Origin of the sequence: Leisingera sp. JC1, assembly GCF_001679925.1 — a bacterium.
Classification (GTDB): domain Bacteria; phylum Pseudomonadota; class Alphaproteobacteria; order Rhodobacterales; family Rhodobacteraceae; genus Leisingera.
Genome location: NZ_LYUZ01000087.1, coordinates 34,069 through 60,954, shown reverse-complemented (window position 1 = coordinate 60,954; position 26,886 = coordinate 34,069). Strand labels below are relative to the sequence as shown.

Genomic DNA, 26,886 nt, shown 5'->3' with positions numbered 1-26,886 from the left:
CCCTGGGAGGAAGCCGGAGCCGAGGCCAGACTTTCGCGGATTTCAGTGGTCTCTTTCAGGTCGAAGCTGCCGGAGCTGGACCAGTCTCCGGCAGAGACAGCCGCAGGAGCCAGGAGCGCCATCAGGAGGGCCGAAAGGGCAATCCGTGGCCTCTGACCGCAGAGGGAAATCGAGGCGCTTTGCGCCGCCTCGTTGGCGGGCTTTTGGCTCAGCCCTCCCTGATGGTTCGGGCCAGCAACGCCCAATTCGGCCCTTCGGTCCTCATAGAAGGTCCACACCCCACGCAGCAAAGCTGCAATCAGCGCAAGGCGCTGATTTAATTGCCAAAATTTGCATTTTGTCAATTTGGAGGTGGCAGCACCTTGTGGCGCCCTATTTTCTTGGGCCGAAATTGCCTCTGGCCCAGCTGTGGACCGGCTCTGGCCCAGCGTGGCCCAGGCTGCGGGCCAGCTCTGGCCCGGCAAAATCGGGGTTGTCCGTCCCTCGTTCATCGCTCGATCTCCACCTCTGCCTCGCGCTCCAAGCCGTCGCTGCCGTGCTGCATATCGCGCCGGATCGCATCCTGAAATGCGGCCTCCTGACTGGCAAGGTTTGCGTGCTCTTTTTCCAGGACTAGGCTGGTGTCACGCCGCAACGTCTCCACCGCTTCGGTAGCAAATGCGAGGAGCTGTTGCTGGCTGGTGTCGGACTTCGACATGAGGGAGGCGATGAGCAAGCGGATCATCTGCATCTCCTTCATAACAGAGAACCGCAGCGCAGAGAGGAGTGCACCCTGATCCTCTATCCGGCTTTCCAGGCCCTGTAGTTGTTCCGCGTATAGGGATTGACCAGCGCCGTCCTTGGCACCCCTGGTGGCCCGTTCCTGAAGGTCCAAAATAGCTTGGTCCAGAGCCTCTTGCCGGTTGTCAGTGCTGCCTTCAATCAGGGCGCTGGCAACCGGGCCAAGCCGTACACGAAGGTTCTGTGGCTGTGTCTCGCTCATCGTTCAATTTCCTTGTCTCGCTGCAGGAGGATTTCTGCCTGCTTTTCAACTTCTTTAATTTTCTCGTCGAAGAGACCGGGCAGGGTAGGGGTCTCCGGCTCTTTGTCCTTGGTTTCTTTTTCCTTCACTGCCTCAGGCTTCTCTTGTGGTTCTTCGCGGGTTTTTGCCTCCTCCGGCTGCAGGGAGCGTGCGCCTGCGAGGCGGCCATCTAGCCAGGCATCAAGAGCGGTCTGGCGGATGCCGGTCTCCTTCTCGATGGTCTTGGAAAGCCGTTCCGGATCCTCTGTCAGCAGCATTGCTTCATCGCGCGCCCGGCTGATTTCCACGTAGAAACTCTTCTGGGTTGCGAGCCGTTCGGTGGAGCGCATAGCCACGATTACGCGATCCACAGACTCCCCCTGAACCGCGTGCGCGGTGGCGGCGTAGTCGTGTTCCAGGCCGCGGGCTGCGAGGCTGTCAGCGGGAATGGCGATGCGCGATCCTTCCAGCGTTTCGGCCTCGATTACTCCCCCTTTAGTTGATTTGATTTCTGCCCGCAAACCGTTCTTGATGCCGCTTTCCGGGTCTGTGATCCGGAACCGCACCTGGTCGCCTTCCGCCATGCCGCGGGCCTCGCGCTCATAGGCCACCAGCGCCTTTCCAAGCTCCCGCTGATTGAATTTCGCAGCCAGGGGCAGGGTGGTCCGGACACCGGTTTCTTCATGCTCAACGGTCAGCCTGTTGCCCCTGTGATCCGCTTCCCGGACCACATAGAGGCCGTTCTTCTTGAGGCCGTATTCCTTGCTTGTCGCCACGGACATGACGACATCGCCAGGGGCGTAGCTGCGGGCGTCGGCAAGCATTGCCTCGGTGAGCTGGCGGTTCAGCAGGCCGTTCACTTTGACCTCATCGGAGGCGATGCGGCCTTCCTGCCGGAGGCCTTCGCGCACTGCCTCATTGATTTCCGCGCGGGCCGCGTTGGTGAGGGTGAGGATCCGGGTGCCCTGCCGCTCGGCCGGGGTGAGAGCGAGGAACCTTTCTGCAGCTTCCTGGCGGGGATCATCGACCTTGAGCACATTGTCCTCCAGCCGACCAAAGGCAGATGTGATTTCTCCACGGATCGAGTGGTAGACCGCTGCCTTCAGATCATCGTTCCGCTGGCGGCGGATCTCATCCATGACCGCGGTGCGCATGCCTGCTTTCTGCATCTGTGCGAAGGGCTGACCGGCGGCAACCGCATCAAGCTGCTGGACATCCCCTACAAAGACGACACGCGGGGCGCCGGTGCGCTCCGCGTAGTCCATGAAGCTGCGCATGTCCTGGGCGGACACCATAGAGGCTTCATCGACAACCAGGATGGTCTTGCTATTGTCCACGTCCTGCGGGTGGTGGCGCTCGGCCGTGACCACCTTTGCCAAGGTCTCGGCGCTCCCCAGAACCTTGGTCAGCTCATTCACCGCCTGGTGGCTCGGAGCATAACCCTTGACCTCATACCCGTTCTGACCAGCATAGTGTGTCATGCGGGTAAGGGCTTCCTTTGTGCTTTCCAGCATGAAGGTCTTACCGGTACCTGCATAGCCCTGGATTCCGACGTAGCGGCCTTTCCCGGTCAGGGAGGTTTCGATGGAGGCGCGCTGGCCGTCGGTCAAGGAACGGACAACGCTCAGTCTTCGGGCCAAAAGGCTGTCACCGGTGCGCCCTTGTTCTGATGGGAGTTCGAGGCCGCCGGTCTTCTCCGCCTTCCGCCAAGTGGCCAGAATAGAGCGTTCCAGATCTACAGATGCCTTGTCGGTCAAAATCTGACCGTCCTCACCGCTTTCAAACAGCCTGCCTGCCTTGATCTGCCGGTTGATTTCCGCATCTACCGCCTTGAAGTCAGAACGGTAGGCGAAGTGCATAGCCGCCACCGTGAGATCAGCCCGGCTGTAAGCGGATTCCCGTTCGCTGATGTGCTCTACCGCGCGGTTTACGGCCTGCCTGGGGTCAGTCTCCACGCGTGCCACGGCTGCAGCACTGGACAGCATGGCCTTGGCCTTCTCGAACACCCCCGACGGCTGGCCGGGTTCTGCGAGGGGGTCGATCGGGCGCTGCTGATCGAGTGGCACCACAGGCTGCGGGGCGGCGTGACCCATCCTGCCAAGGTCCAGCTGATCCCGGCCAAGACCGGCTGCCAGCGCATCTGCGCGCCAGGTTTCCCGCAATGCGTCCCGATCAAGATTTTGGTGCTTGGCCGCGCGAGTGGCTAATGCGGCCTTGTCCGCTGTCTGCGGAGAAACATCCATACCCTTATTGTCGAGCGCATTCAGAATTTCTTGCCGCCGCTTTGAAAAAGCTTCGGTCACCTCCTGAGAAATTCCGGAGATATTCACCTCCCCGTACTTTCCTCGCTCTGTGGCAATGCCAAGATCCGCCATTCTGTTTTCAAAGTCGGAGCGGTAGATTTCCGTGATCAGTTTTTGATTTTTGTATATGGCTTCATTCCGGATAGCAGAGTATCCGTCGTTTTCATTTTTTACCATATTGGCAATGACGGCGTGGCTGTGCAAATTTGGATCAAGCGCGCGGGAAGTGTCGTGACGATAAATCCCGGCAATAATGCCCTCTCCCGTTTTAGTGACTATTTCCCCGTCTTGCTGGAAGCGCGTTTTAATAAACCGTTCCTCCACCACTGTCATAGCCGCGCGCACCGCAGCGTCATGGGCTTCAATAATGCGCTTGTCCCCAATCACCAGAGCGGCAACTGAAGCCGATTTGGACGCGGAAAAAGTGAGGTCGAGACCGGGGCGGTGCTGGCGCTCGCCGTCCACGTAGCGGCCCATCAGCTTTCCGTCAGGTGCTTCACCATCGAGCAGCTGCGCAAAGTGCCTGTCATCGACATAGCCGGTCAGACCGTTTTCTTCCGCCGCCTTGCCGAACCAGGTGGCGGCTCTTTCGCCTTCTTCGGTTCCCGCTTTGTAATAGCCTTCCTGCTTGTAGTAGCCGCTTGCGGCCGCTCCGGCCGAGACGTTTGAAATCGACATCATGTCAGGAATCCTCCGCGAAGGCAGTTTCAAGATTCAGAAAGGCTGTTGCGGCATCACCAGCAGGTTCCGCTTGAGGGCGATCCGGCCGTTTCGGTGTTCTCCTGTCAGGCTGGATCTGACCAACTGCAGGATGGGCGCGAACAGAGAGGGGCAGGGCCGGACTGACGGTTTCGGCCGCCGTATCCGTCGCCTCGGGCGGTTGTGCTTCCGATGCCAGTTCAATCTCTGGCTCTGCTGATGCAACTGCGGGTTCAGGCTGTGCCGGCGCGGTGCCAGGGTAGGGGAGCGCGGCGGTTTCGCGGGCCTTGGCGGTGCCGTTGCCTGCGAAGCCTGCATAAGGGTCCGGAGGGCCGATCTCTTTCACACTGAGGCCGCGCACCCGCGCGGTGGCAAAGTGCTGCCAGTACCAGTCCCGTTCCGAGGTGTTGGCGGGATCCTCGATCTGCGACGCACCTTCTGGGCGCACACGGTCCAGGAAGCGGAAAAATTCAGCCTTCTGATCTTCGGGCTTCAGGGCGGCAAAGCCTTCCTCTGCAGTCTCGCCCTCCTGGATTTCCACATTCACGGCTGCGACCTGCATTCCGCCAGCGTCGAAGCCGTTGCCCTTGTAGGGGATGAACTTTTCCGCGGTGGCCGTGGTCGGCACCGGCTCAAAGCGCACCCTGGCGGTCGGTGCGTCATAGGCCGGGCGGAAATAGGCCACAAACTGCGGCAAAGACTGAATTTCCGCCGGGGTGACAATCGCGCGCTGGGTGCGGCGGCCGACAATGCCCACGCCATCGCGGGTGTCATGCGCGCCGAGGGTGATGTTTTCTTGCTGCTCAATCACATCCTCCTCGCCAAGAGAGCGCGAGGAGCGCTGCGCGGTATTGTAATCAGGGGTGTTGAAGACAACCCGGTTGTTCAGAACGCCGGAAATCGTCTCCGCCGCCTTGTCGCCGTAGATGTCCTCCAGCTGGGAGAACACCTGGTAGCCGACGACGAAGGCGCCGCCGAACTGCCGGATTTCCGCAAGGCTCTTGGGAAGGAAGGGCATCTTATTGAGGGTCGGAACTTCATCCAGGAAGAACCAAACCTTGGGGTCGCGGCTTTCCTCTGTCGTCATCAGCGCGTTTGCGGCCACTTCAAAGACGGTGGAGACGATGTTGCGCACCGCGGCCGACTGTTCCGCGTTGCCGGTCAGGAACACAAAGCCGGGCCGGTCATTTACAACCCAATCGCGGATCGAGAAGGGTTCGGCATCGTCGCGCAGGTATTCGAGGAACCGCAGTTCGGTGATCATGTTGGCGCGGATCGAGCCGGAAGTTTTGGCAACATGTTCCCCGAAGAAATGCGCGCCGGGGGTCGATGCCACCAATTTGCCCAGCTCCTCGGACGGGATGTTCATGATAGCCTTGCGAAGATCTGCGTTGGTGGTCTTTCCGGCCTTTGCCAGCTCACGGGCGGCGTACTGGAAGACAAGCCGCGCGGATTGGGTCCAGAAACTGTCCATGGAACCTTGCTGATCCGGGATCATCACCTCGGCGATCTGCGCGAAGCCTTCAGGCGAAACCACCTCGTTGAAGGGAGACCAGCCCACAGAACGCTCATCGAAAGGGTTGAGGATGATGTCTTTTTCCGGGTCGTAGTGGTCCCGCAGTAGGCCGCCCATGCGGTCATAGATGATGGCCCGACCGTCAACCGCCCGGATGGTGTTCAGCAGCTCGTGCATGGCATTGGTCTTGCCGACGCCGACGGTGCCGGTGATGCCGATCTGCGCTTCTACAGCATTGGGAGGGAATTCGATCCCGGCCAGCGTGTAGCGGGGGCCTTTCTTGGAGCCCTTGCCAAAGCGTTTCTCATATTCGCGCCATTTCCGCTTAGACCAGGCTTTCAGTTCCTTGGCGGTGACCAGGCGCGCGCCCCGGATATGTTCCTCCTCTTTCAAGGACCGGCCGACCATACCGAAGATGGCGAAAACGAAGGCGAAGGCCGCTGCGGCGGGCAGAAGCGAGAAATAGAGGAAGCGCCAGGCATTGGCGGCATAAAGATCGTAGATCTCGCGCAAGCCGGGGTCTGCATAGATCTGGCCTGCGGTGCGTGTCACACGCTTTCCGTCGAGATCCATGTAATGCAGTTCCCGCAGTTCAGTGCCGCGCTGTTCGACATTGAACTCTGCAATCCAGTAGATGCCGGTGAGGCGCACCTTATCCATTTCGTAATTCTGAGCGACTAGAATCAGAAAACTGATGGTGAAGGCAGCGGCGGCCATCGAGATGCTGTACTTGAGCACCTGTGTTGCCATGCGGGTCCAGTGTTGTGTCGTCTGGCCGCCTCTGACAAGCTGGGTATGTCCTTTGTTGCGCATGACGAATCCCTCGTTCCTTTTGCAACGCGAGCAGTCCGACAACAGCTCGGGACACCCGCGGCACTTCGCAAATTGTTGTTTTCGAACGGCAATAGCCGGGGTGCCGCGGCCCAGATGTCCCCTGGGCCGCGCTGCGAGCGCTCTGCGCTATAAGTCCGCTTATGTTAAATAAGTCAGTCTATCTGACCTAAATTGCGCCTGCTAAGCGTGCGGCTGACTGATGCAGTATTGCCGGTACGCAGCGGCTTCCTCGCCTTTTATCAGGGCCGGTTCCCAGCCTTTCGCAGGATCATAGACACGCATGGTCATGAGAGCGTTGCGCGGCGGCTCGTATGTTCCGAAGCGGTTCTTGGCGGTGAACCGGGCGCAGACGAAGAAATCTTTTTCCGGGAACGGAAAGAGGACGGCCGCATAGCGGACAGGCCCCACGCTCACATCCTTGGCAGTGTCGCCTTCAGGAACATTTGCGACCAGCCACTGCCGCAAGGCTGCCATGCTCTGGGACTTGGACGGGCCGCCAGCCGGAACAGGTTGCTCGAAGGTGATTGCGTGTTTGTCCGGCACGGAGCCGTCATTCAGGCAGCCTGAAAGTGCCGTTGCGGCGAAGATGGCGGGGATAAAGTGCTTGAGTTTCATGCTCGTGGTTTCCTCATTTCCGGGAGACTGTTGCGCGGGCTTCAGCAGCCGTTGGCGAGTTTGACGCGCTCCAGGAGCGCGCTGCGTTCTGCGATCGCCAGCGCCGTATTGTAGGTTTGGGCGTCAGGGCCGCCGGATCCGCGCACACCGCTGGCCGCGGTGCCGGCCACAGCGGTGGCTGTGCCCACGTTGGAAATTGACTGGGCTGATCCCGCGTTGGCGATGGCACCGGCGCCGAGGACAGACAGGCCCGCCTCCATGAGGCCGCCGGTCAGGTTAGCTTTGCGCTCCCGTTTCCGTTCTGCCTTGTTGATGGCCTCGCTGCGCGCGTAGAGCGTGTCCAACTCTTCCTGAACCTCGCTGCAGCTCATGGCGAGATCCTTTTCCGAAGGCTGGGCCTGGGCCGCGCGCTGGACGCCTGCCATGGATTGCAGCCCCATGATATTGGCCGAGGTCTGGGAGGTGTTTCCCATGCAACCGGCCAGGCCCATCAGGCCCGCAACTGCAACTGCTCGCTTGATCGTTTTCACTGGAAAATCCCTTTTCGAATTGTGCGGCCCGCCTTTACTCATGGGCCTTTTTGCGTAACTAGTTTTTCAGCGGTGGGCTTTGCTATGCCCGGCTGTGGGCCTCATCCTTTGCAGAGGTATTGCTGCCATGGCCCGCCGCGACACCTTTCTCAGTTTGCAGTGGAGACACCGGTTGCCGGCGTAGTTGTGATTGCCTGCAGCCGGTCGGCCGGAGCCGCGCCGCGGATGATGCCGCCGGGCCCCACAAAGTACGGGGTGCCGGTTGCGCCAAGTGCAGCGGCCAGGCGCTTGGCCCTTTCCAGATCATCCGTGCCGATGCCTTCATTCACCGCAGCGGTGATTTCCTCCGGGTCATGCCCCAGCTCCGCGAGCGTGCGGATGGTGGTTGCTGCGCTCGCTTTTCCCTGCACCGACATCATGGCATCGGAGAATTCGCGGTAGGCGTCCATGCCCTTCAGCGCTTTCAACGCCAGCGCCACCTTGGCGGTAAACTCCGATTCCTTGCCCAGGACAGGGGTTTCCATGATCACCAGCTGCAGGTCAGGCATGGTTTCCTTCAGAGAGGCGACAACGGGATGCGCCCGGCGGCAATACCCGCAGTTGTAGTCCTGAAATTCCACCAGGATCGGCTTTTCCGGATCGAGCCCTTGAAACATCTCGTCAGCCACCTTGGCGATAAGTTCCTGATCTTTCACGGCTTTGGCGGCTTCTTCCTTTGCTTCAAGCAGAGCGAACACTTCCAGGATGATGTCCGGATTGCGAAGAAGTGCGTCACGCACGCGTTGATCAAACTCGAAATCGGCCTGCGGCGTTTCAGCGGCAGCAGGGGCCGTGGTCATGGTGAGACCCACTGCTGCCGCCAAAACTACCTTGCGCCATGGTTTGTTGCTCAAAATCATTGCTCGTTTCCTTTCCGTTCTTCAAATTGCGGCGGTTTCATTGCCTGTTTAAGAGTGTTCTGCTAAGCTTGTTCGCCCTAAAGGAGAAGTCCTATGCGACGCCTGATGACGAAATTCTGGAAAGAAATCGCCTACCTTGTGGGCCTGTTCGGGCTGGGCTTCGCCCAGGTATCCGGCCTGAAAGTCGAAACCTTTGGTATGCTCTACACCGGTGCAGGCATGGCGTGGCTCATCGTTTGGCTGCTGCGGAATCGTGATCCGGATCACAAGGTCCGCACCGCAACTGACCTTTCTGATCACAGCGTGCACCAGCACCAAGATCGCTACCTCAACGATCATTGGACGCGGAGCTATCACCACTGAACTCATTCGCTTTCCCTCCTGAGGCCGGTGAAGATATGGCCGCCTATCTGAACATTCTGGTGCCCGCGCGCTTGTGACTCTCTGCCAAGCCAAGTGGGCACAACGTTGCTTTGTTCCCCGGCGGCCACATGCGCTTCCATGCCTTTGGGCGAATAGTAGTGAGTAGCGCCGCCGGTCACGTCCGGGATCTGCCCGGCGGCAACACCATCGACAATCCGGCCGATCCGCTCATATTCGGCGCTGCCCTCTTCGAGTTTTGTTGGCAGGCTGTTTCCGCCAACGCCGTTGTTCCAGGCAGAGAACTGTTTGAGCTGAAGGCTGACCTCGGCAGGATTATCTCCCCAACGCTCATCTGCAACACGGTTCATGATCACATGCGCGACAGCGGCTTGACCTACTTCGCCTTCCCGCCCAGCCTCTCCGGCAATGGTTCGGATCATGACATCCCGGTCATAGTTCGAGAGCTGAGGTGTGCCGCTGATCGCGGATGACAGACCATCCACTGCATCCATCGTACTGTCCGCAATGTCTGTAACAGTAGTCCACGCCTTATGGACCGCCCCTGGCACTACCCCAAAATCCTGACCATCGACCACAGCTCGTTCGTTTTCTGTGGCCTTGGCAGTGGCCTGTTCGGACAATGCGGTCCGGCGACCTTCGATGGCGTCCTGAACTTTTCCGGTGGCCTCCGTGATCCGGCCAAACTCTTTATGATGGTCCATGCCGCTCGATGGCAGGCGTTGGGTCGTGATTTCATCTTTCGGTCGCGAGAGAGTGTGGGCCTGTGCCAAACCCGGGTTTGGTCGATCCAGGCCAAGCTCCTGAAGCAGGCTGGGCAGGACCTTCTCAACGGCAGCCTCCTGGGCCTTCACGCCGGAGGTGGACTTCGGGTTGAGGAAGCCGGAGATCTGTTCCTCGCTGTACCCGGCCTCTCGCCATTCGCCAACCACAGCGTCGGTCAGTTGACCATCATAGCTGATGCCATGCGAATAGAGATTGCTCTCCGCCGAGGCCAGAGTTTGAGCCTCTTCCCGCGCTTCCGCATAGGCGTTGCCCTTGCGCTGCACATTGTCGATGCTCCAGCGATTGCCGCCGTCTTCGGTATTGGTCAGGCTGCTATGGTCGCTGGCCCGGATCGAGTTCACTGCATCGCCGTACTTGGCAACTGTTTCCGTCAGTCCGGAATCCCGCGCTGCTTCTGCCACTCGGCGGTAGGTATCGGTATCCATGCCCGTTCCGGTAATGCCGCCTTCAATGCCGGCAATGCCACCCTTAAGCCCCGCCGAGAGTGCCACCTTGTAGGCCGCGTCAAGCGAAATCCCGTGATCATCGGCAAAGCGCTCCACAGCCGAATGTGCCTCCCTTGCTTCATTTGTCCACCTATGGCTTTGCGAGGTGGAGCTGTCGCTGGCAGTGCTCGTGCCCGAAGTCAGGGACCGGCCGAAGTTTGCATAATTCGCGGCAGTCTGATTGAGCGCCGTGCTCCACTCATCGCGCAGAGAGGTTGCGTTGCGGATGGCCGCTTCTTTCCGGTCGGAAACCTCTTCCCGGATAGTCTGGCCCACCCGCGCCGACATGCCTCCGGTCGTTTGGGCAGTGCCGGTGGCAAAGGTCGCGGAGCCATCAGCGTTGACAGTCCGCATCGCGCCATTTGCCATCCGGACTGTTGCAGCCCCGGCGTCCCGGACCGAGGAGGTATTCCACTTGTTGGCCGCGAAATTGTTCATGCTGGCATTGGAGAGGGAGATATTGCCGGTGGCTGCTTCACGGCCAGATTCAATTGCTGCCCCCTGCCCCACGTTCAGCATTGAGGTCGCAAGGCCAGCCATACGGCTCGCGCCGAACAGGATCACAGTGGAAACGAAGGGCACCGACATCATCAGGTAGCCCGCGACAGTGCCAACGTCCTGTTCGACGGCGCGGACGCCCAGGTAGTTGGCAAAGGTCAAAGAATAGTCGAGGGCGCCGGTGCTATAGGAGCCCATTGCTTCCCGGTAATAACCGGAGCTGGCTTTCATGACGATGGAATGCAGGATGGCGGACAGCGGATCCCAGGCGGCCAGCCAGAGGAAGCCCCCGAAGTATCCTTTCATGACATTCCATACCAAAGGCGTCATCATCATGATCATCGCCAGCGGGAAGGCCGCGTAGTAGAGCGATTCAAAGACAATTTTAAGGAGCGGCACCCATTTCAGGGCCGAGATCCCCACGGCGCTGTAGCTGGCCGTGGTCTGGGCCTCTGTCCGCGCGGCCTGATAGGCGGTCATGGCCGCGTTGTTGCCAGAGGATGCGATCAGCCGCTGAACCGCCCCATCCAGTGAATTGACCAGCATGGTTTGACGGATGGTTGCCTGGGCGCCGGCCGAGGTCATTCCGATGAAGGTCTGAAACTGGTTGAGTGTCCGCCGCATGTCGGCCGCGGAGAGCGCGGGATCTGCAGCGAAGTGGCTTTGATCCGCTGCAGCGGCCTTGTGATAGAGGACATTTTGCACTTCGTTGTTGAGACGGTTGGTGATCTGCGGCCAGCCGTCTGCGCAGGTCGTGGTTTCTTCCAGAACCGGATCATAATAGGCCAGAGATTGCGGCACATTAGCGCCGATGTAGGCCACCAGATTACCTGCCTGCCCCAGCTCGCCCACATCGACAATGCCGATGTTCGAGCCATCGACCATGCAGTTTTCCATGAAGTTCACGAGGGTTTCCTGAACAACCGGAGTGACCGAGCGCCAGCGGGCCGCTTGGCTCAGGATGGTGGAGCCAAAGAGCATTCCAGATTTCTGGTAGGTCAGGTTATCCGGCGCAGCGAGCAGCGTTTCCATCACATCGGTGAGCGAAGCGCTGGCCCTCGATGTCAGAGACCCAACCCAAGCGACGGACCACGGCACATTGTCTACAGTGCCGTAGATACCAAGCGGCACGGTGGAATCCATGATGATCACCCGCGCCTTGGGGCCGAGGCCGACAGTGACTACCAGCATGACGCCGATAAAATAGGTCACTGCCTGCCGCACCGCGCCGAAGATCGCAAGATGGAGGCCTGCCGCCAGCACACCCGCGACGATGCCGGCATAGATCAGTGCTCCAAAGTTTCCCGAGCCGGTGAAGGCCGCGAGGTAGTTGAAGACGTCATAGAGATAGTAGCCGCCGCCAACCGTGTGGATTTCGAGTTCGGGCATAGATCACTGCCCCCCGGTCTGATTGATGATGTTGCTGAAAATCGCATTGGAAGATGCGGCCAGCTCACCCCTGGCAAGGCTCAGGCGTTCCAGATTGCGCAGGGCTTCCGCGTATTTCCGTTGTGCCGACGCTCGCAGGTCGTGAAGGACGGCCTTGGATTCTCGCACCGTTTCCTGAAACTCCCGGTTGATGTCACCGGCAATATCGACGTTGGCGGCCGAGTTCAGGATCTCGTTCATACCCTCGTCGATGTAGGCAATCGCCAGATCGACGGCGACCAGCTCCGCCATCGAGTTGATGTCGTCCTGGACAAATTGGTATTTGTAGCTCTTGGCCGTGACCAAGTGCTTGTAGACCGGAATGGTGGTCAGGTTGATGAGGGCAATGGATTCATCCGGCGGTGCGGTGTCATTGCTGATAGCATCCGACAGCCCCTGAATTGCATCTGCTGTGACAGCGAACAGAGCGTCTGATGCGGTAAGGGTTCTGTCCCTGAGAACAGGGTTCAAACAGTCGTTCGTCTCGTCGCACTGCAAACTTTTGTAAGAACCGCCCTCTACGAGCGCCTTGGCCGCATCCGGCGACAAGGCGCGCGGCGGGATGGTCCGGTGCGTGGTACTGTCGTCGTCATCTTCCGGGGCCGTCGTGATGATCGTGCCCGTGAGGGTCATGAAGAATTCAGCGATGCGCGGGCTGGAAGCGAGGAAGTTGTTCTTCTTCACCGCACGCCAGGCATAGTTCACATCAGTTGGCACCTGCTCAGCCAATGCTCCGCTTGCGCGGCCCATGGTCGAATTATGCTGACCGCCGGTGCCGCAGCCGTGACGGGAGGCCACACGGTCTGCGAAGATCCCGTTATAACCGCCGATTGTTTGGCAGATATGCTGGGAGGCCCCGTCCATTTTGGGCCAGAGCGATGCGGTGAGCATCTGCCCGGCTTCACAGGAATTGATGTTGCCCGCGTTCACTTGCTGGATCAAATCCCGCAGTTTGGCGACGATTTCCTGCACCGCAGGCGACAGGCTCTCCAGCGCCAACTCAAAGGCGAACCCGGCAGCGTTCTGCATGATCGCTTCCATCAGCGCGATCAGCTCCTCCTCCGAAATGAAGGAAAATGCGCCGCCAAAGATGTCGATGCCGCCGCACCCTGCACGAACAGAGGGCAGCTGGATTGCTGCAAGCTGGCTGTTGCGCGGTCGGGTGCGCAGATAGAGGGAACCCAGCGTGGCATAGCCCGCCTGCTGCCCCTTGTAGGCTGTCGGCTTGGTGACGTTCACACCGCCGCCGGTACGTTCCCAAAACTGTTTCAAGTCGTCGCCCACATCGGCAGCGGCAGGGCCAGCAGCACACAGCGAGGCCGCGGTTAAGAAGCTCAGAAGATTGCGTTTCATTGGCCTGCCCTTTTCTGCTGATGGCTGTTTTCTGCCTCTATTTGTGCGGCTGCTTGGGGGATGCTGGTTTGGCTGTCCGGCCTATGGCTCACCTGCTCCGGGAGTTCCGGCATCGCGTCCTCATCCAGCCAGAGCCAAGCAGAATAGGTGCCTTCTGCAGCTACTTCGCGCAGGGCGGCCACTGCATTGGTGTCTGCGGCGGGATCAGCAACGAACAGCGAAACCGGGCTTTCCAGGTCGGTCAGGACCGCGCAGGCAATCGGGGTCTCATGGCCGAGGGTGAACCGCTGGGATTTGAGGAAAGCGCGCTTGCCTTCTGTCAGCGCCTGGATCAGCTGATAATCGCGGACGGATTCAAACGGGATCCAGTTGGCAGTGACCAGCATCAAGCCGATTTCCCGCAGAACAGGGTATCCGGCTTTAGCAACGCTGAAAGTGGCGATCACCATCACATGCACGTCGCCCAAGGCGTCCGCGAGCATGAGCTGATCCGCAAACACCTTCTCGAATTTCCGCACCAGGTCCTCTTCCGCGAAAAAGGCGCAGTCCGGCGCATGTTTGAACAGGAAGCGCGCACCCATGCGGGTGGCTTCATGGCTTTTGTATTCGGCCACGACGAGGCCCAATGGAGCGGTGCCGCGCGCAGGCGCCTGAAGGCCGCGCAGGAGCTTGGCCCGGCGCGCGGCATTCTCTTCCTTCCGCTCCGCCTTCCAGTATTCCGGAACATAGAGAATATCCCGCAGGTCACGGGACTTGGCGGATTTCCCCGCGGCTGCGTTCAACAGCGCACGCTGTACCGGCCCCCACCAGCGTTTGCCCTGCATAGCCGGGGTCCATTTCACCAAGTCTGCCTCATGCCACAGGTATTGCAGCAGGCTCGACAGGCCGAGCATGCGCGGGCTGGCCTTGGCCTCTGTCGGCTTTTTTCCCGAAGGTGCGGGCGGTGCCGGACGTTTGCTGCCCATGGTCAAAGGGAAATCGACCTTCAGCGTCGTGGTTCCGCTGTCCAGATCTTCCTTGATCGCGCTGCCCTGCACCTGTCCGAGGCCCGAGAGTTCTTCCGGAGGCAAGAAAGACTCGCAGCCGGGAGCGTGTTCCGCGCCGGTGCCCGGCATCCGCTTCAGGATGAACCGGCCATTCACGCAGGCCACGTACATTTGCGGAGCCGGTTTCCGGCAGCCGCAGGTGATGCGGCTGTGTTCCTGATGCGCCCGGCCAAGGAGGTTCTGGCCGTCGTCAGTTGCCGGATCCACTGGGATATTGCCGATGAAATACACCATTCTGCCTGCTCCTTCACTGATACCGTTCGCCCATGGGCACTTCCCGGACCACGTAGACGCGCTCCAGGATTTGATCCTCTGTCAGCAATCCGCCCCCGATCAGCTGGGTTTCCCCGCTGGCGGCATCGACAATGGCGATGAAGGGGCGCGGCTTGTCCGCGAGCTGAAGGGCCTCAAGCTGGCCCGCGTCCTGAACCGCGTCCGGAAAAAATTCGATGGGGCTGCCATCGGTGGACACAGCCAGAATTTCCACGCCGTAGGCATTGCGGATGCCGTCGAGGATCTGCGCCTGCGCGAGGCACAAGCGGCAGTCCGCAGGGTTGTCATAGACAAAGATCAGACCGGCCTCTTGCGCCGCCCGGCGCAGAGCCGCCTGCTCCGCCGCATTACGCTGGTCCTGATAGATGTTGGTGCCCATCTGGGTCAGCGGACGGCGGGTATTGGCATCGAGGTGGGGCGAGCCAAACAGCACCCGCTGCCAGACGGCTGCGAAACGCGCCGCCTGCTGCGCCATCTGCTTGTTCACCTCCATATACGCCTGCACGTTTTCCGGTGTCGGATCGAGAATGGCGCGGTGCTTCAGCTCGTCGGCGTATTCCCGGAACGCCTCGATCTCCTCGGTGGCCGTCAGCTCTTTCGGTTCTTCCGGCTCCTGGGGTTCTTCCCTGGCTTCCTGTTCCGGCTCCGGTGCCGGTTTGACCGGCTCCGGCTCAGGTTCCGGATCGCAATAGAAATGCCAGCCGTCTACTTCTTCACCATTGCAGACCAGCCCCGCGCTGGCGGGATGGGCTGCAGTGGCTAGAAGTGCGGCAAGGGTCAACGGTTTCAGCATCAGCCTGTCCTCCCGGCTGCGGCGAGCACAGCGGCCCGCACGGACTGCGCATAGTGGCGCGCATTGCGGTAACCGGTAATCTGGCCTGTGATTTCCCCGGCAGCCTGCGAGTAGATCAGAGTGGTGGGGAACTCGGAGATCTGCGCGGCAACCGGGTGCGTTCTGGCATCGGTCACGTCTGCAAACGGCGGGATCGGCCGCGCGTCATGCGAGGCAACCAGGACCGGAATGCCGGCGGGCTGGGTCAGGGCCGCCAGCACCGGCGCGGCGGATTTGCAAAACGAGCACCAGGACGCCCCGATGAAGATCACACCAACGCCGGGATTTTCCTGAGCACCGGCCAAGGCCGGTGCCGCTGCTGCAGTGAGGCTGGACAGAAGGAAGGTGCGCCGGTTCATTGGCCCAGCTCCCCGAATGCATCCTGCGCCTGGCTGTCGGCCGACGGGAAGCGGTCTTCATAGAAGTCCTGCAGGTCTTCGGCGACGGGAACCTGGATATCACTCATGATGTCACCGAAGACAGGCGACAGATCCATTTCCTCAATGTCCACGTTCGCAAAGTCTTCAATCGTGACGAAGCCGCAGTTCGGTGCGAGTGTGCTGCCCCACCCTTGATTTACCTGCTTCTTGAACTCCTCGATGAAGACACGGCCGAATTTGGAGTTGTAGGTGCAGTAGTGGTAGCGCTTCTTGACGCAGGCGCCCAAAACCTTCTGCTGGCAGGTAACGCCGACATAATGGGTCGCGCCCGCTTCCCGCTTGTCCCGCAGGATCGCCGCGGATTCCGGGCAGGTGCCGCCGAAGAGACCGCCGGTCGAACAGCAGTTCCGGCCGGGTGCCTTGCTGCAGGTCATTTTGGTGCCCTGGAAGAAGCGCACATCGTTCGGGTCGGTGGCAGCCTGTTCCCTGTATTCCTCCTGCATCTGCGCCAGCACGTTCAACCAGGCTGCAGATCTGCCGAAATCGTCAGAGGTTTCCTGTTCGACCCCAATGCAGTTTTCGCCAACACAGACGTTGATCGGCTCGCAGCTGGTTTCCAGATCGCCGGAAGAGACGCCGCAACGGTAGTGATACTCCCGGTTCGTACAGACGCCATTAGTCTCGGCAAGGCAGGTGTCACCCTGCAGGACGCAGGTCGGATCACTTTCCAGCGGCCCGCAGGTGGTGTCACCCTCGCCCGGCGCCAGGCAGCTGTAGGTACGTTCGCGTTTCCACCAGCTCCGGGAAAACTCCTTCCCGTTGATGTCGCGGACTTCTGCACCTTCCAGTGTGACAGTCCCGGTCAGTTCGCACTCTTCGTTGCCTGCAAGCGCGCCACAGCGGTTAATGATCCTCTCCTGCGTCGGCCCGAACTCGGTGTTCACAAGCCGCGCGGGGCTCATGTCCTCGTTTTCGTTCAGGCAGGAATAGGTCAGCCGCCACTGACGGCATGTCCCGTTGCGGTAATCGACACAGCGGCGCTCTGTTCGGTTGCAGTTGAGGCTCGCGCGCACTGCTGCGCACTCGTCCATCGGCTCGGAATCCACACAGTCTTGAGTGCCAGCGTAGCGCACACAGTAACGGCCCAGGTTAATGCCGCCGGTAGTCGTGCCATCGGACCATTCAAGGCATTCATATGACGGGTCCGAGCATGAAATCTCTGCAGAGGCAGGGCTGGCCCAGACTTGAAACAGGCTCACAATGAGGAACAGGGCGCAAATCACTCGCATGTTTCGCTCCCTGTATCCACGAACCGATCACAGCACGATCCGCTAAATTCAATGCGCAGCGCTGCTGCCCCGCCCCCTTGAGTAGCGTTGTTGTAAACGACACGCGTGGTCATGTTGTTGGACTTGAACCGCTTAGCACCTGCAGGTCGGGCGGTAGCGAAGTGATCCAGTTCAAGCAGGCGAAGCACATTGCGCTGAACCTGCGAATTTTGCCTCAGCTCTGCATATTCGTGCGGCGGTCTAATGCCCCACGTGTGTATGTCGAAGCCGACACTATTGAGAAAGCTTTCCTGATCGGAGTCCCAGCCGGATTGAAAGACTGTCCGCGATGCATTGTAGTCGATCGCCGAAGCGCAAATCACGTTAGAATTAAAGTTGCACTGCCTGAACTGAGGGTACTTGGCAATCCAGGCTGCGTGGAGTGGGGAAGAACCGCCCAACCCGTAGGTATTGGTGAAAGGGATTAGAAGCCCTTGTTCAGGTGTTTTTGGAACATTGGAATACCATTGAGATTGGCCAAAGCTGCTCAGGACGGAGGCCGCGACAGTCGTAATCGGTTTTCCATCGTTCCCTGTAATTTGGACTGGCCCAGCTGCACTAACATGCTTCAAGACGATTTCATCAGGGGCAAACCTGTCGGAAATCCTCACATTGAACTGGTGTTTCGCAAGGGTCGCGTAACTATAGGTGCCCGGATAACCGCCTGAAGGATGGACGAACTTTGGCTTGCGGCCAGGCGCCGGGAAACTAATGGTTGCAACCCGGCCGTCCCAAGAAACGTCGCCGCCTTCAATCCTGACATTCCTGCGAATACAGGCCGCGACAGTGCTATTCCTATGGCAGGAGTAGCTTTGTGTTTTCTCGCAAACCTTTACAAAGTTTGCGGCCCGTCTGTCGCACCGGTAGGTATCGGTGCGGTCCACCCAAATCCTACGGATCAGGCGGCAGGTCTTTTCTTCCCGAGCTGGCAGGCTTTCGCAGAACTCATCGCGTTCGTCAGACACCGGAACTTCCGGCGTTGTGCAACTGCCGGTTTCGCTGCTGAAATACCGCCCGGCAATATCTTCCGCGTTCTCATGCGCCCAATTGGCATCATCGAACAGTTCCCCTTGCCCGTCGATGTCGATATCCGGACGGACAATCGCACTATCTTCTGTGGCGCGCAGAACCCGCCCCTGGTCATTGTCCGCATCGCGGGTTTCCAGAATGCGGTCCTCGAAGGTGGTGTGGTTCATGCCCGCCTCTGGCGGCCGGGAGGTTTCAAATGGCGTCACCACCTCGTTGACCGTTTCATCCCGGAAGGTGCTGCCCGTGTTCACGGCCCCATCAGCTGCCGCCGCCGCGCGATCCATGAAGGATTGCGCAAAGGCACCGCTTCCAAGCAGGACGGCCATCAGGGCAAGGGAAAGAGATCTATTCAGCATCTGCGGCCTCCTGCTGCGAGAGCAGCCGCCGGGCCTCAGAAGCGCCGGCTTCCCCCTGTTCCGCGATCAGGCGCAGGGCAAATTCCACTGGAACATTGCCGCCCACCCGGTCATGCAGCGGCACAGGGTCCGCTTCGCAACCAGGTGTTTCGCAGACATCGACCGCCTCACTCATGGCAATGACCTGCGGAACCGACGTGACCCGGAACCGGGTGAACACTGTAGGGTCGATGGAGAAGCCCACGGCATCATCCAGAGAGCCGAACGTCTCCTCCAGGGCGGCTTGCGTCTCATAAACCGAGTTGTTTACGAACCCGCGGAACACGATGGGCAGACCGAATTTCCGGGCTTCAGCCATCATTTGCCGCAGTGACTCTTTGGGCATCGAGAAGGAGGCCAGCAAGAAGATGGTGGCACCGTCATAGCGCACCTCTTCCGCCTCGCTGGCGGCGCCCCCGGCCGCATCCGCGCCGAGCAAGGCCCGGACGCGCGGATCCGACAGAGCGCGGGTGCGCAGCCCGTCGAAATCGACGTTAGAAAAGGCCCCTTCCGCCTCATCGAGCGGGCGCAGGGTCTCCCGCAGCGCCTCGCCTTGCTGTTTGGCGGTGTCAACGATGGTCGCCAGCGGAGCAGTGATCCGCCCGGTGCTGCCCGGTGCGTATTCGGTCACACCTTCCCCGGCCTCCTGGGCGCCAAGGGACAGGGACGTGACAGCCAATGCGGACCCAGCCGCCAGTGCAAAAGTCAGAGTGCGCAGCAATTTCTCTTCCTCCAGAACAGCCAGCCGAAGGATTCCCCCATAAAGGGGAACTCTCTCAGCCGGTCCACGTATTGAGCTGAAAAGCCGATGGGGCCGCAGGCGTACCGGCCCGAGGTTTTCGGGCGCGGGCGCGTGACCTGCATCCGGTACTGGCTTTTCTTGATCACCGGTTGCCCTTGGGTCTGGCAAAGCGGTCTTTCAGATGCGGTTTTCCGTGCGATCAGCAGCCTGTGCATCCGGGCCACCATCTTGGTTGCAACCACCTGGCTTGCCATCACCCCGCCAACATGGGCAGCGACATCGCCTTGGATGGGGTAGATCGAGCCGCCGCAGCCGGTGCACCAGAACAGCGCATCCATCGGCAGATTGCCGGAGGACGCCTTGGTGCAATCCGCAGCGCAGGCCGCCTGGGCAATCGGATTGGCAAACAGGATTGCCTCCGGGTTGATCAGGTTGTTCAGCTCCGCATCCTGCCAGAGCGGGTCAATCTCCGAGATATAGGCGACGTCGAACTGCGCGTTCTGCATGCACAGCCCGTCAACGATCACACCAAGCCAGGAGATCAGCGGATAGAAGTAATAATGTGCCTGCCAGCGCGACCCGGTGCTGCCGCCGCTTTGCTGGGTAGCAGAGGATTTGCCCAGAGACAGAAGCCCGAAATCCATTTCGAAGCCCATGTTCACGAAGCAACCGGGTTCATTCGCTACATCGACCAACCGGGCCGGTTCCCAAAGGCCAATGGACAGGCCAAGCCGGGGCGGGATGCCGGGGCAAACGCAGAGCGGGAAGGTCTGGTTTCTCGTATCCGGGCGGCTGGCGCCGAAGCTCAGGCTAAGGCCGCCGATGGAGATAGGAAAAATGCAGTCCCAGCAAACCTCCGTGATGGGGTTCAGAAACCGCTTGTTGCAGATTGCTGCCGCTTGGGTCGCTGCAAGGGCGAAGACAAAGGCGAGGATCAGGGCGCGCAGGTTCATTGCAGAACCTCCCCGCCCTTTCCGAGCGCGATTTCTTCCACCTGCATGACAGGATCCGCGCGCTGCACCACGGCAGGCACATTGCGGATGCCGAAGCGTTTCACCAGCACAGCATCCTGGTCGAAGTAGAACCGGCGGCCATGCTCGCGCATCAGGCCCAGCGGATCACCGTTCACCAGCACCAGAAGCGTGTCCAACTCGCCGCCATCCGCCAGCGCAAAGGCCACCTGGTCGGGATCGTCGCCGTCAAGCAGGACGATGCGCTTTTCAAAGCGGGAATAGGCCAACGGATTAACGACTGTGCCAGCGCGGGCGAAGACCCGGCCTTGATGGTCTGCCAGATCCTCTTTCAGGGTGATCGACATATCGACCTCCCAAACCGCATATTCCTCTGCCTTGCCGAGACCCTGAACCGGACGCGGCCGGTTCACATAGGCCCGCGTGGTGTCCTGCATTTCCTGCCGCATCTGATCCAGCTCGCCAGCCGCTTCCATTTCCAGGAGCCGGTTCTTGATCGTGTCCAGCAGCGAGGGTTCAGCCACCTCGAACAAAGGGCCGTGGGTACCGAGATCCTTGGCCGCCCCCTGCCCTGCGGCAGCAGCGAGGACCAGAAGGGCAGCATGAAAACGGCGGCGGTGATGAGTCATTTCCAGCGCTCCGCAAGGTCTGTCCAATGGGGGAAAGGGATTTCAAATCCTGCGGCGGCGACTTCCGCCACCGGCCGCGGGCCGATCACCGCATAGCGGCTGTCCAGGCTGTCCGGGCTGTCTCCGAACACGGCAATCATTCCGTCCGGCACCACATCGCCCTGCCAGAGCGGTGCAACAAGTGCACCGTTCTTCAGCTGCCCCTCGACACAGGTGCCATTAATGCAGAGGCTATTGCCCGAGCGGCGGACCGGATCGCCGGCAACCCCGGCAATCCGCTTGGTCAGATAAAGCTCATGCCCGCCGAACTTTCCCTCCAGAACCTCCGGCATTTCGACCGCGACGATGGCACCCGGCCGCAAGATCAGCGGCCAGGTCACCATTGCGTAGGCATTGCCTTTCAGGCTGCTGGTTGAATTTACAACCAGACGCCCGCAGGCAAGCCCGTAATAACCGGCAGCTGCCACAGCCAAGGTGGGCAGGATCAAAACCAGCTTAGAACGCCGCATCACTCAGCACCTTTTCCATGATGACGCCGGTGACGTCAGCGGCCTGAAGACCCGCAGCCGACAGCACCGCGCCCTTGCGGACGACAACCTGCCCGGTCTGGCTGGAAAGCCGGTCAATCTCCAACTGAACGGCCTGCTGGAATGCTGGCAGGGTGTCCCCGAATTGCTCGTCCGGCACCCGGCCATTCGACCAGACCACGAACATGGTCAGGCTTTTTTCCGGATCGAAAACCGCAACCGCCGGAGGCTCATCATCCGGCAACAGCAGGAACACAAACACAGCGGCCTGGGCCAGAGCCACAATACCAAGCGCAATGAGGGTCTTCTTCTGCCAGCTCATGCCACTTCCCCCCGCTCAACAAGGGTTTTGATGGCTTCCACTGTGCTCATGCCCTGGGCCTTGTAGTGGTTCATCCGTTCGACCGTGGAGCCTTTGGAAGAGAACACCGCCAGCGAAAACGGATCGAGCAGCAGACGCCCGTAGGCAAAGCCCTCAGGCATCTGGATTGCGAGTTCGGAAAACCGGCCCGGAACCGATGTCAGCGACTTCAAAAGCATTTTCACCGGCGGGTCGATGCTCTGCAGCGCGTCGATGCTCTCCGGTTTCTGGGCCATGAAGATCCGGAAGTCAGAGTTCTCCAGGCAGACGCTAGCGGCGGGGTTGGCCTTGTAGTCCTGCATCGACTGCGTGCCGGTGATCAGCGCCCCGGTGTATTTCCGCGCCCGGCGCACGACACCTTCAATAAAGGCCGCAGTGCCGGTTCCTTTCAGCAGATCCCAAGCCTCATCAATCACGATGGCTGTAGGCGTGGAACGGGAGGTTTTGAACATCAGTTCGGTGCCAAGGAACATGACGATCTGCAGGATGGTCGCCTCAAGACCGGCCTGCCCCTTGATGTCACTCAGCTCCACCACCGTGAACGGGGAATCCAGTGTGATATTGGCCTCACCTTCAAAGTAGTGGCCGTAAGCACCACCGCGTGAATACCGGTTGAGTTTGCGCACCACATCAGGCAGCCGCGGTTCACCAGCCGCGGCATCCTGCAGCCGGTCGCGCACATCGGAGATTTCACCGTCTCGGCCGTTTTCATCCCAGACCTGGGCAATGGCCGCGCGGATATAGTCCTCTTCAACCCCCTCAACCCGTCCGCCGGTATGGCCGCCGAGGTCAGCCATCGAGGCAACAACGCGGGTGACCAGCTCGATAGCATCGGTTTTGTATTCGTCCTGCCCCATGGCACCCGCATCGAGCAGGGAAAACGGATTGAGGCGGTTGCGGGTCTGGCCGTCAAAAGCAATGTGCTTGCCGCCCAGGATTTCCGCCGTGGTTTTGAACGAATAGCCGTCGTCAATCACCAGGACGTTGCCGCCGGAAGTGTAGATCCCCACCGCCAGTTCTTGCATCAGCACTGATTTACCGGCTCCGGACTTGCCTACCACGGCGGTGTTGTAGTTGCCCGACGAACGGAAATTGTCCCACTGGAACACCTGCCCCTGACGTCCGGCCAGCAGCATTCCGGCTCCGCGGGCATTGCCCATCCACTCCCCGTGTACCGGCAGGAAGGCCATCGCGGCGGCCGACTTCATCAGTCGCATACGCATCTGCCGCCCGAAGTCGGACATCATTTTGCCCGAGCAGCCAAACGGCAGGCTGGCAAGGAACAAGGGCAACTGCAGGAAAGTATCCTTGGAGAGCTTGATCCGCTGGCGCCGGTAGATAGATTCCACCTCGCCTGCCGCCATCTGCGCCTCTGTTGCACCGCCCCTGGCATAGGCGACGATGGTATAGAGGGTTTCAAAGAGGCGTTCGCCCGCCTGAATTTCTGCTGCCAGCGCGTCCAGCTCCGCCTTTTTCTCCCCAAAGTTCGGGACGAACTTTCCAAACGAGCTGTTGGCGGCGTGTTCCGCCATGCCACGTTTCTTCAGGATAAATGCCCCGGCCTTCTGGCCTGGCATCGCCTTCAGCGTGAACGATGTCAGAACCGGACCAAGCGGGCGGTCCATCAGCCGGGCGGGATCGCCGTTGAGTGCCATACCAAGACCAAAGACCCATTCCGGCGGATAGGCATTCACAGAAGAGACAGTAGCCGCCAGCTCAGGTGTTCCGGAGAATTGAAGCGCTTGGCTGCCAACACGCAGGGACGCGCCGGGCAGCTGATAGTTGAGCGGCATGTTGTCGTCATAGGCTTCCTGGTCCCAGTCCTCTCCGCTGCCTTCCGGGCGAGCCGCGTGGAACAGCTCGCGCAGGAGAGCGAGGAACCGCGGCGGTTCCACATCCATCGACCAGCTGGCTGTGCTGAACACATTCCTGAGGGCCGAGCGCATGGACTTGAGGCGCTTTTCGTCCTCGATGCCCAACTCTTCCGATTCCAGCCAGACGGCGACAAAGATGTGCCTGTCGAAGGGGATTGCACGGGCACCGTCTTCTTCAATGCCGAACCGCATATTCTGAAGGTGAGACACCCTCTGATTGACCATTTCGTCAATCAGAGCCGACCGGCCAAGACGCGCCGATTTCCAGCGCCCGGCAACCGGTTCAATGGCGGGGGAGGTCCAGTTCAGCACCTGAAATGTGGCACTGGACGGTAGGTTTGCGGCAATGACTCCGCCGATATTCTCCGCCAGGTCGTTTTGACCGATCGACGCCCCCACTTCCATCAGGAAGCCGCTGCCATGGGTAAAATGATAGAGTTTGTGCTCCGGGTCATAGGCCCGCCACGGCAGAATGTCAGAGAGCACATCGCCCTCCATCAGATCCGGCTCGTCCTCTGTCCAAGGAACGTCACCGAACAGCCCTGCCATCACATCACGAAAGAATGTCATTTTTTGCTCCTTTGGCGGCGGCGTTGTCCCTCTCGGGCGCGGTGTGGGAAGGCCCGGTCGACGCCTTCAACCAATCCCCATGCGTAGTCTCTGAAACTGCGCGCCTGTTCTTTCGGGACCCAGCACGTCACTTCGGTAAACCCGGCCTCCCGACGGTCCTCCCGGATCTCGGCCATGCGGTCGGCCTTCTGTTGCAATTGCTCTTTGCTGGGAGTGCTCATCACTGACGCCACTGCCCTTCCTGGATCACGAAATGCACAAAGCGCGCCTCATGCATGATCCCGCCTTCATCTAGGATCGGTGCCACCCAAAGCGTTCCGACGACTTCCGGAGAGCGGTAGGCCGCGGCGTTGTAGGGGAAACCGCCGTCCGGCAGGCCGGTGAAGGCCCCTTTGCCGGAGAACAGCGGGTTCTGCGCGAGGCTCTTCACCGCAGTATCTTCGGGACGTTCCTGAACAGAGGTCACGGCGGCGGCTCCAGTGCCGTCCACCGCACCGATAGTGGTACAGGGAGACCCTTGCTGCGCTTCACACAGGAAGTCTTTTTCCGTGTTCGGATTGGCACAGCCAGCGGCCAGCGCGATCAAAATCAGGCTTGCGATTTTCTTCATTGGCCCAGCTCCACCCCTTCGAGAAACACGAGCTCGACCTTGGTTCCGCCATAGAGGGAGACCACCGGCTGATATTGTTCGGCCCGTTTGATGTAGTAATCTGCCAGCGTGCTGGCGGCTTCTTCAGCTCCGCCTGCCAGCGTGCCTGCACCTGCGCTCTGAAGGATCTGGCTGACCGAGGCGTTTTCCTGGCTGAGAGACGCGGTAGCCCCGGCGCTCAGCCCTTTGCCCAGGCCGCCCAATGCTCCTGCGATGGCGGCATTCCGGACGTTGGCGCCTTCACGGCTCACGACGTGCCCGCGCACGCCTTCCTTGCCGGACCCGGCCATGTAGCCCGCGACTTTGGTTTCCAAAATTTCACCACGTTGGTTCACGCAGGTCATGGAAATCAGGCGCACCTTCACACGCTCCGAGGACAGATCGCCGGTTGCAGATCCCTGCACCGTGCAACCCTTCAGGTTCACCCGCGCGGGCCGACTGTTTCCAAGCGCCGCGGTCACCGCGGAGCCGGTAATCCGGAACAGAACCGGAATCGGATTGTCACGGTTGGAAACATTGGTCGAGGCATCGGCGCCAGACAGAACAACGGCAGGTGCATAGCTGCCGGCCGGAAGGTAGTCGCCCAAGCGGCGGACGGAGCGCTCTGTGTTTTCAGGTTGCTCAATTGGGGCAAGGGTGAAAGTCTGCCCGAAGTTGCCGCGTGCTGCCGCTTGCTCCCCTTCTCCTGCTGTTTGGCCTGCCCGGCGCGTCGTCGTGCGTGAAGGCGTACGGCGCTCGATGAAGTCGCTCCCCGGCCCCATTTCTGCAGGCTCTTGGGTCAGTTGCTCTTTGCCGGGCAATTGCGCCGCTGCATTGAACGTCTGTTCCGGCCCGTTGGCGGCAGGGCGGCTCGTGGCTTCTGCCAGTTGGGTTTCCAGCGTCGAAATCTTTTCGATCAGCTGCAGGATAGGCTCATCATATTCCTGCCGGATTGCCTCAGCCTGTTGTTCGGCTTCCCGACGGGACTGCTCGACCAGTTTGCGCTGCTCTTGCAGCTCCTTCTGGAGACGCTCCATTTGGAGCCGCCCGGAGGTGATCCAGGACATTTCCGGCGAGGCCGCAGCCGTGCGGTCCGAGATAATGGTCTCGTCTACCGTTGGGTTGGCGCGGTTTGGCAGCCCCGCGCCCCCTGCCCCACGGTTCATCATTGCACCCAGCCCTATGAAGCCGACCACGACAATGCCCCCGACTACGGAAATTGCGATAAGCTGGTTCGTCTTGCGGTTTTTCTGCGCCATCACTTCCCCCTCACAACAACAACCCAGGACCGTTCACCGGCAGCGAGGCTCTTTTTCTGAACCCAGACCGACAGCACGCCGGACCGGTAAAACTCCTGTTCCCGAACCTGCCGAGGCGACTTTCCGGCCGCGGCCACACGAACCTCGCCAACCAGCTCACCGGTGCGGTGCGAAGAAACCAGCGCACCGTGCCGCCCGCCGCTGGGGCGCGGGCTGCGGATCTTCGACCTGATGGTGTCGCGGGTCGCGGCCGTCAGCTGCGCTGCCAGTCCGTCCCCGCCGCCAAGTGATGTTTCCGCAAAGCTGCCGCTGCCTGCAGCCGCCTCCGGTTCCGGGTTCTTGCTTCTGACAGTGATCAGCGCGGTTTGCGTGCTGGCCCGGATCGGCAGGATTTCATAGGCGACTGTCAGGCCCTTTTCCGTGACCAGATAGCCGCCTTCCTTTTCCGGCATTCCTTCCGGCCCGGCATATTTGAGAAAGAGGTCGCCGGTATTTTCGTCGTGTTTGGCTTGGTAGACGGACACGTCTTCGTCATGGACAATGCGCTTTATCCGGTCGCCAGTGATACTGATGCGGGTAATGCCCGTGACCGAGGCCTTGAAACGCACCAACCCGTCTTCATTGATCGTGAACCGCTGATCTGCCGCATTCACCGGGCAAGCCGCCGCCAGCCCGGCTGCGAAAACCGCAGCCAGTTTCATAGACTTCAACATGT

General features: G+C 60.3%; 25 protein-coding genes. 1 reads left to right on the top strand and 24 read right to left on the bottom strand.

All coding sequences use genetic code 11. The annotated features are described in order from the left end of the window. The 7 genes from A9D60_RS26845 to A9D60_RS11605 form a co-directional block, all read right to left on the bottom strand. The coding region (locus A9D60_RS26845; protein ID WP_217492052.1) for a hypothetical protein at positions 1-290 on the bottom strand (290 nt) is incomplete at its 3' end. 197 nt (positions 291-487) lie between these two features. Beyond that, entirely contained in the window at positions 488-982 is a 495-nt protein-coding gene (locus tag A9D60_RS11630) for a hypothetical protein (RefSeq protein ID WP_065267757.1), read from the bottom strand. Beyond that, positions 979-3,984 carry a MobF family relaxase gene (gene mobF, locus A9D60_RS11625; RefSeq protein WP_065267756.1) on the bottom strand — a complete coding sequence of 1,002 codons (3,006 nt, stop codon included), beginning with the start codon at positions 3,982-3,984 and terminating at the stop codon, positions 979-981. Before mobF ends, A9D60_RS11630 begins: the two co-directional genes overlap by 4 nt. Before the next feature lies 1 nt (position 3,985). Next, positions 3,986-6,268: a type IV secretion system DNA-binding domain-containing protein gene (locus tag A9D60_RS11620; protein ID WP_065267755.1), complete on the bottom strand. Its 2,283-nt coding sequence runs from the start codon at positions 6,266-6,268 to the stop codon at positions 3,986-3,988. Positions 6,269-6,532: 264 nt separating this feature from the next. After that, positions 6,533-6,967, bottom strand: a complete 435-nt coding sequence (locus A9D60_RS11615; RefSeq protein ID WP_065267754.1) for a hypothetical protein — start codon at positions 6,965-6,967, stop codon at positions 6,533-6,535. 41 nt (positions 6,968-7,008) lie between these two features. Next, positions 7,009-7,497, bottom strand: coding sequence for a hypothetical protein (locus A9D60_RS11610; RefSeq protein WP_141117903.1), 489 nt, complete (start codon positions 7,495-7,497; stop codon positions 7,009-7,011). Positions 7,498-7,646: 149 nt separating this feature from the next. Further along, positions 7,647-8,396: a DsbA family protein gene (locus A9D60_RS11605; RefSeq protein WP_065267752.1), complete on the bottom strand. Its 750-nt coding sequence runs from the start codon at positions 8,394-8,396 to the stop codon at positions 7,647-7,649. A gap of 93 nt (positions 8,397-8,489) precedes the next feature. On the opposite strand from A9D60_RS11605, the gene A9D60_RS11600 reads away from it, so the two are divergent. Continuing rightward, a complete protein-coding gene (locus A9D60_RS11600; RefSeq protein WP_065267751.1) occupies positions 8,490-8,759 on the top strand; it encodes a hypothetical protein in 270 nt (89 codons plus the stop codon). A gap of 2 nt (positions 8,760-8,761) precedes the next feature. On the opposite strand, the gene A9D60_RS11595 is transcribed toward A9D60_RS11600, so the two are convergent. Genes A9D60_RS11595 through A9D60_RS11515 form a run of 17 tightly spaced genes read right to left on the bottom strand, consistent with a single transcriptional unit; the run spans position 8,762 to position 26,884 of the window. Then, positions 8,762-11,935 carry a conjugal transfer protein TraG N-terminal domain-containing protein gene (locus tag A9D60_RS11595; protein WP_065267750.1) on the bottom strand — a complete coding sequence of 1,058 codons (3,174 nt, stop codon included), beginning with the start codon at positions 11,933-11,935 and terminating at the stop codon, positions 8,762-8,764. A 3-nt stretch (positions 11,936-11,938) separates the two neighbouring features. Beyond that, positions 11,939-13,327 (bottom strand): conjugal transfer protein TraH, encoded by a 1,389-nt coding sequence (locus A9D60_RS11590; RefSeq protein WP_065267749.1) that lies wholly within the window; start codon positions 13,325-13,327, stop codon positions 11,939-11,941. Next, on the bottom strand, positions 13,324-14,607 hold the full coding sequence (locus A9D60_RS11585) for a DUF1173 family protein (RefSeq protein WP_065267748.1): 1,284 nt from the start codon (positions 14,605-14,607) through the stop codon (positions 13,324-13,326). The genes A9D60_RS11590 and A9D60_RS11585 overlap by 4 nt, the downstream gene beginning before the upstream one ends. A 13-nt stretch (positions 14,608-14,620) precedes the next feature. Continuing rightward, a complete protein-coding gene (locus tag A9D60_RS11580; protein ID WP_065267747.1) occupies positions 14,621-15,439 on the bottom strand; it encodes a conjugal transfer protein TraF in 819 nt (272 codons plus the stop codon). Continuing rightward, positions 15,439-15,837, bottom strand: coding sequence for a conjugal transfer protein TraF (gene traF / locus A9D60_RS11575; RefSeq protein WP_065267746.1), 399 nt, complete (start codon positions 15,835-15,837; stop codon positions 15,439-15,441). The genes A9D60_RS11580 and traF overlap by 1 nt, the downstream gene beginning before the upstream one ends. Then, positions 15,834-17,147: a conjugal transfer protein TraN gene (traN, locus tag A9D60_RS11570; protein WP_083194172.1), complete on the bottom strand. Its 1,314-nt coding sequence runs from the start codon at positions 17,145-17,147 to the stop codon at positions 15,834-15,836. Before traN ends, traF begins: the two co-directional genes overlap by 4 nt. Next, positions 17,138-18,571 carry a hypothetical protein gene (locus A9D60_RS11565; protein WP_065267744.1) on the bottom strand — a complete coding sequence of 478 codons (1,434 nt, stop codon included), beginning with the start codon at positions 18,569-18,571 and terminating at the stop codon, positions 17,138-17,140. The genes traN and A9D60_RS11565 overlap by 10 nt, the downstream gene beginning before the upstream one ends. Next, positions 18,561-19,331: a type-F conjugative transfer system pilin assembly protein TrbC gene (gene trbC / locus A9D60_RS11560; RefSeq protein ID WP_141117902.1), complete on the bottom strand. Its 771-nt coding sequence runs from the start codon at positions 19,329-19,331 to the stop codon at positions 18,561-18,563. The genes A9D60_RS11565 and trbC overlap by 11 nt, the downstream gene beginning before the upstream one ends. Beyond that, the gene (gene traU, locus A9D60_RS11555; protein WP_065267743.1) at positions 19,316-20,305 is read right to left on the bottom strand and encodes a conjugal transfer pilus assembly protein TraU; all 990 of its coding nucleotides are present in this window, start codon (positions 20,303-20,305) and stop codon (positions 19,316-19,318) included. Before traU ends, trbC begins: the two co-directional genes overlap by 16 nt. Further along, a complete protein-coding gene (traW, locus tag A9D60_RS11550; protein ID WP_065267742.1) occupies positions 20,302-20,952 on the bottom strand; it encodes a type-F conjugative transfer system protein TraW in 651 nt (216 codons plus the stop codon). Before traW ends, traU begins: the two co-directional genes overlap by 4 nt. Beyond that, positions 20,949-21,461, bottom strand: a complete 513-nt coding sequence (locus tag A9D60_RS11545) for a S26 family signal peptidase (protein ID WP_065267741.1) — start codon at positions 21,459-21,461, stop codon at positions 20,949-20,951. The genes traW and A9D60_RS11545 overlap by 4 nt, the downstream gene beginning before the upstream one ends. Continuing rightward, positions 21,448-21,801, bottom strand: coding sequence for a TrbI F-type domain-containing protein (locus tag A9D60_RS11540; RefSeq protein ID WP_065267740.1), 354 nt, complete (start codon positions 21,799-21,801; stop codon positions 21,448-21,450). The genes A9D60_RS11545 and A9D60_RS11540 overlap by 14 nt, the downstream gene beginning before the upstream one ends. After that, positions 21,798-24,284 carry a TraC family protein gene (locus A9D60_RS11535; protein ID WP_065267739.1) on the bottom strand — a complete coding sequence of 829 codons (2,487 nt, stop codon included), beginning with the start codon at positions 24,282-24,284 and terminating at the stop codon, positions 21,798-21,800. The genes A9D60_RS11540 and A9D60_RS11535 overlap by 4 nt, the downstream gene beginning before the upstream one ends. Further along, entirely contained in the window at positions 24,281-24,505 is a 225-nt protein-coding gene (locus A9D60_RS11530; protein ID WP_065267738.1) for a hypothetical protein, read from the bottom strand. The genes A9D60_RS11535 and A9D60_RS11530 overlap by 4 nt, the downstream gene beginning before the upstream one ends. After that, entirely contained in the window at positions 24,505-24,894 is a 390-nt protein-coding gene (locus A9D60_RS11525; RefSeq protein ID WP_065267737.1) for a TraV family lipoprotein, read from the bottom strand. Before A9D60_RS11525 ends, A9D60_RS11530 begins: the two co-directional genes overlap by 1 nt. After that, the gene (locus tag A9D60_RS11520; RefSeq protein WP_065267736.1) at positions 24,891-26,171 is read right to left on the bottom strand and encodes a TraB/VirB10 family protein; all 1,281 of its coding nucleotides are present in this window, start codon (positions 26,169-26,171) and stop codon (positions 24,891-24,893) included. Before A9D60_RS11520 ends, A9D60_RS11525 begins: the two co-directional genes overlap by 4 nt. Continuing rightward, the gene (locus A9D60_RS11515) at positions 26,171-26,884 is read right to left on the bottom strand and encodes a TraK domain-containing protein (RefSeq protein ID WP_065267759.1); all 714 of its coding nucleotides are present in this window, start codon (positions 26,882-26,884) and stop codon (positions 26,171-26,173) included. Before A9D60_RS11515 ends, A9D60_RS11520 begins: the two co-directional genes overlap by 1 nt. Between the last annotated feature and the right edge of the window lie 2 nt (positions 26,885-26,886).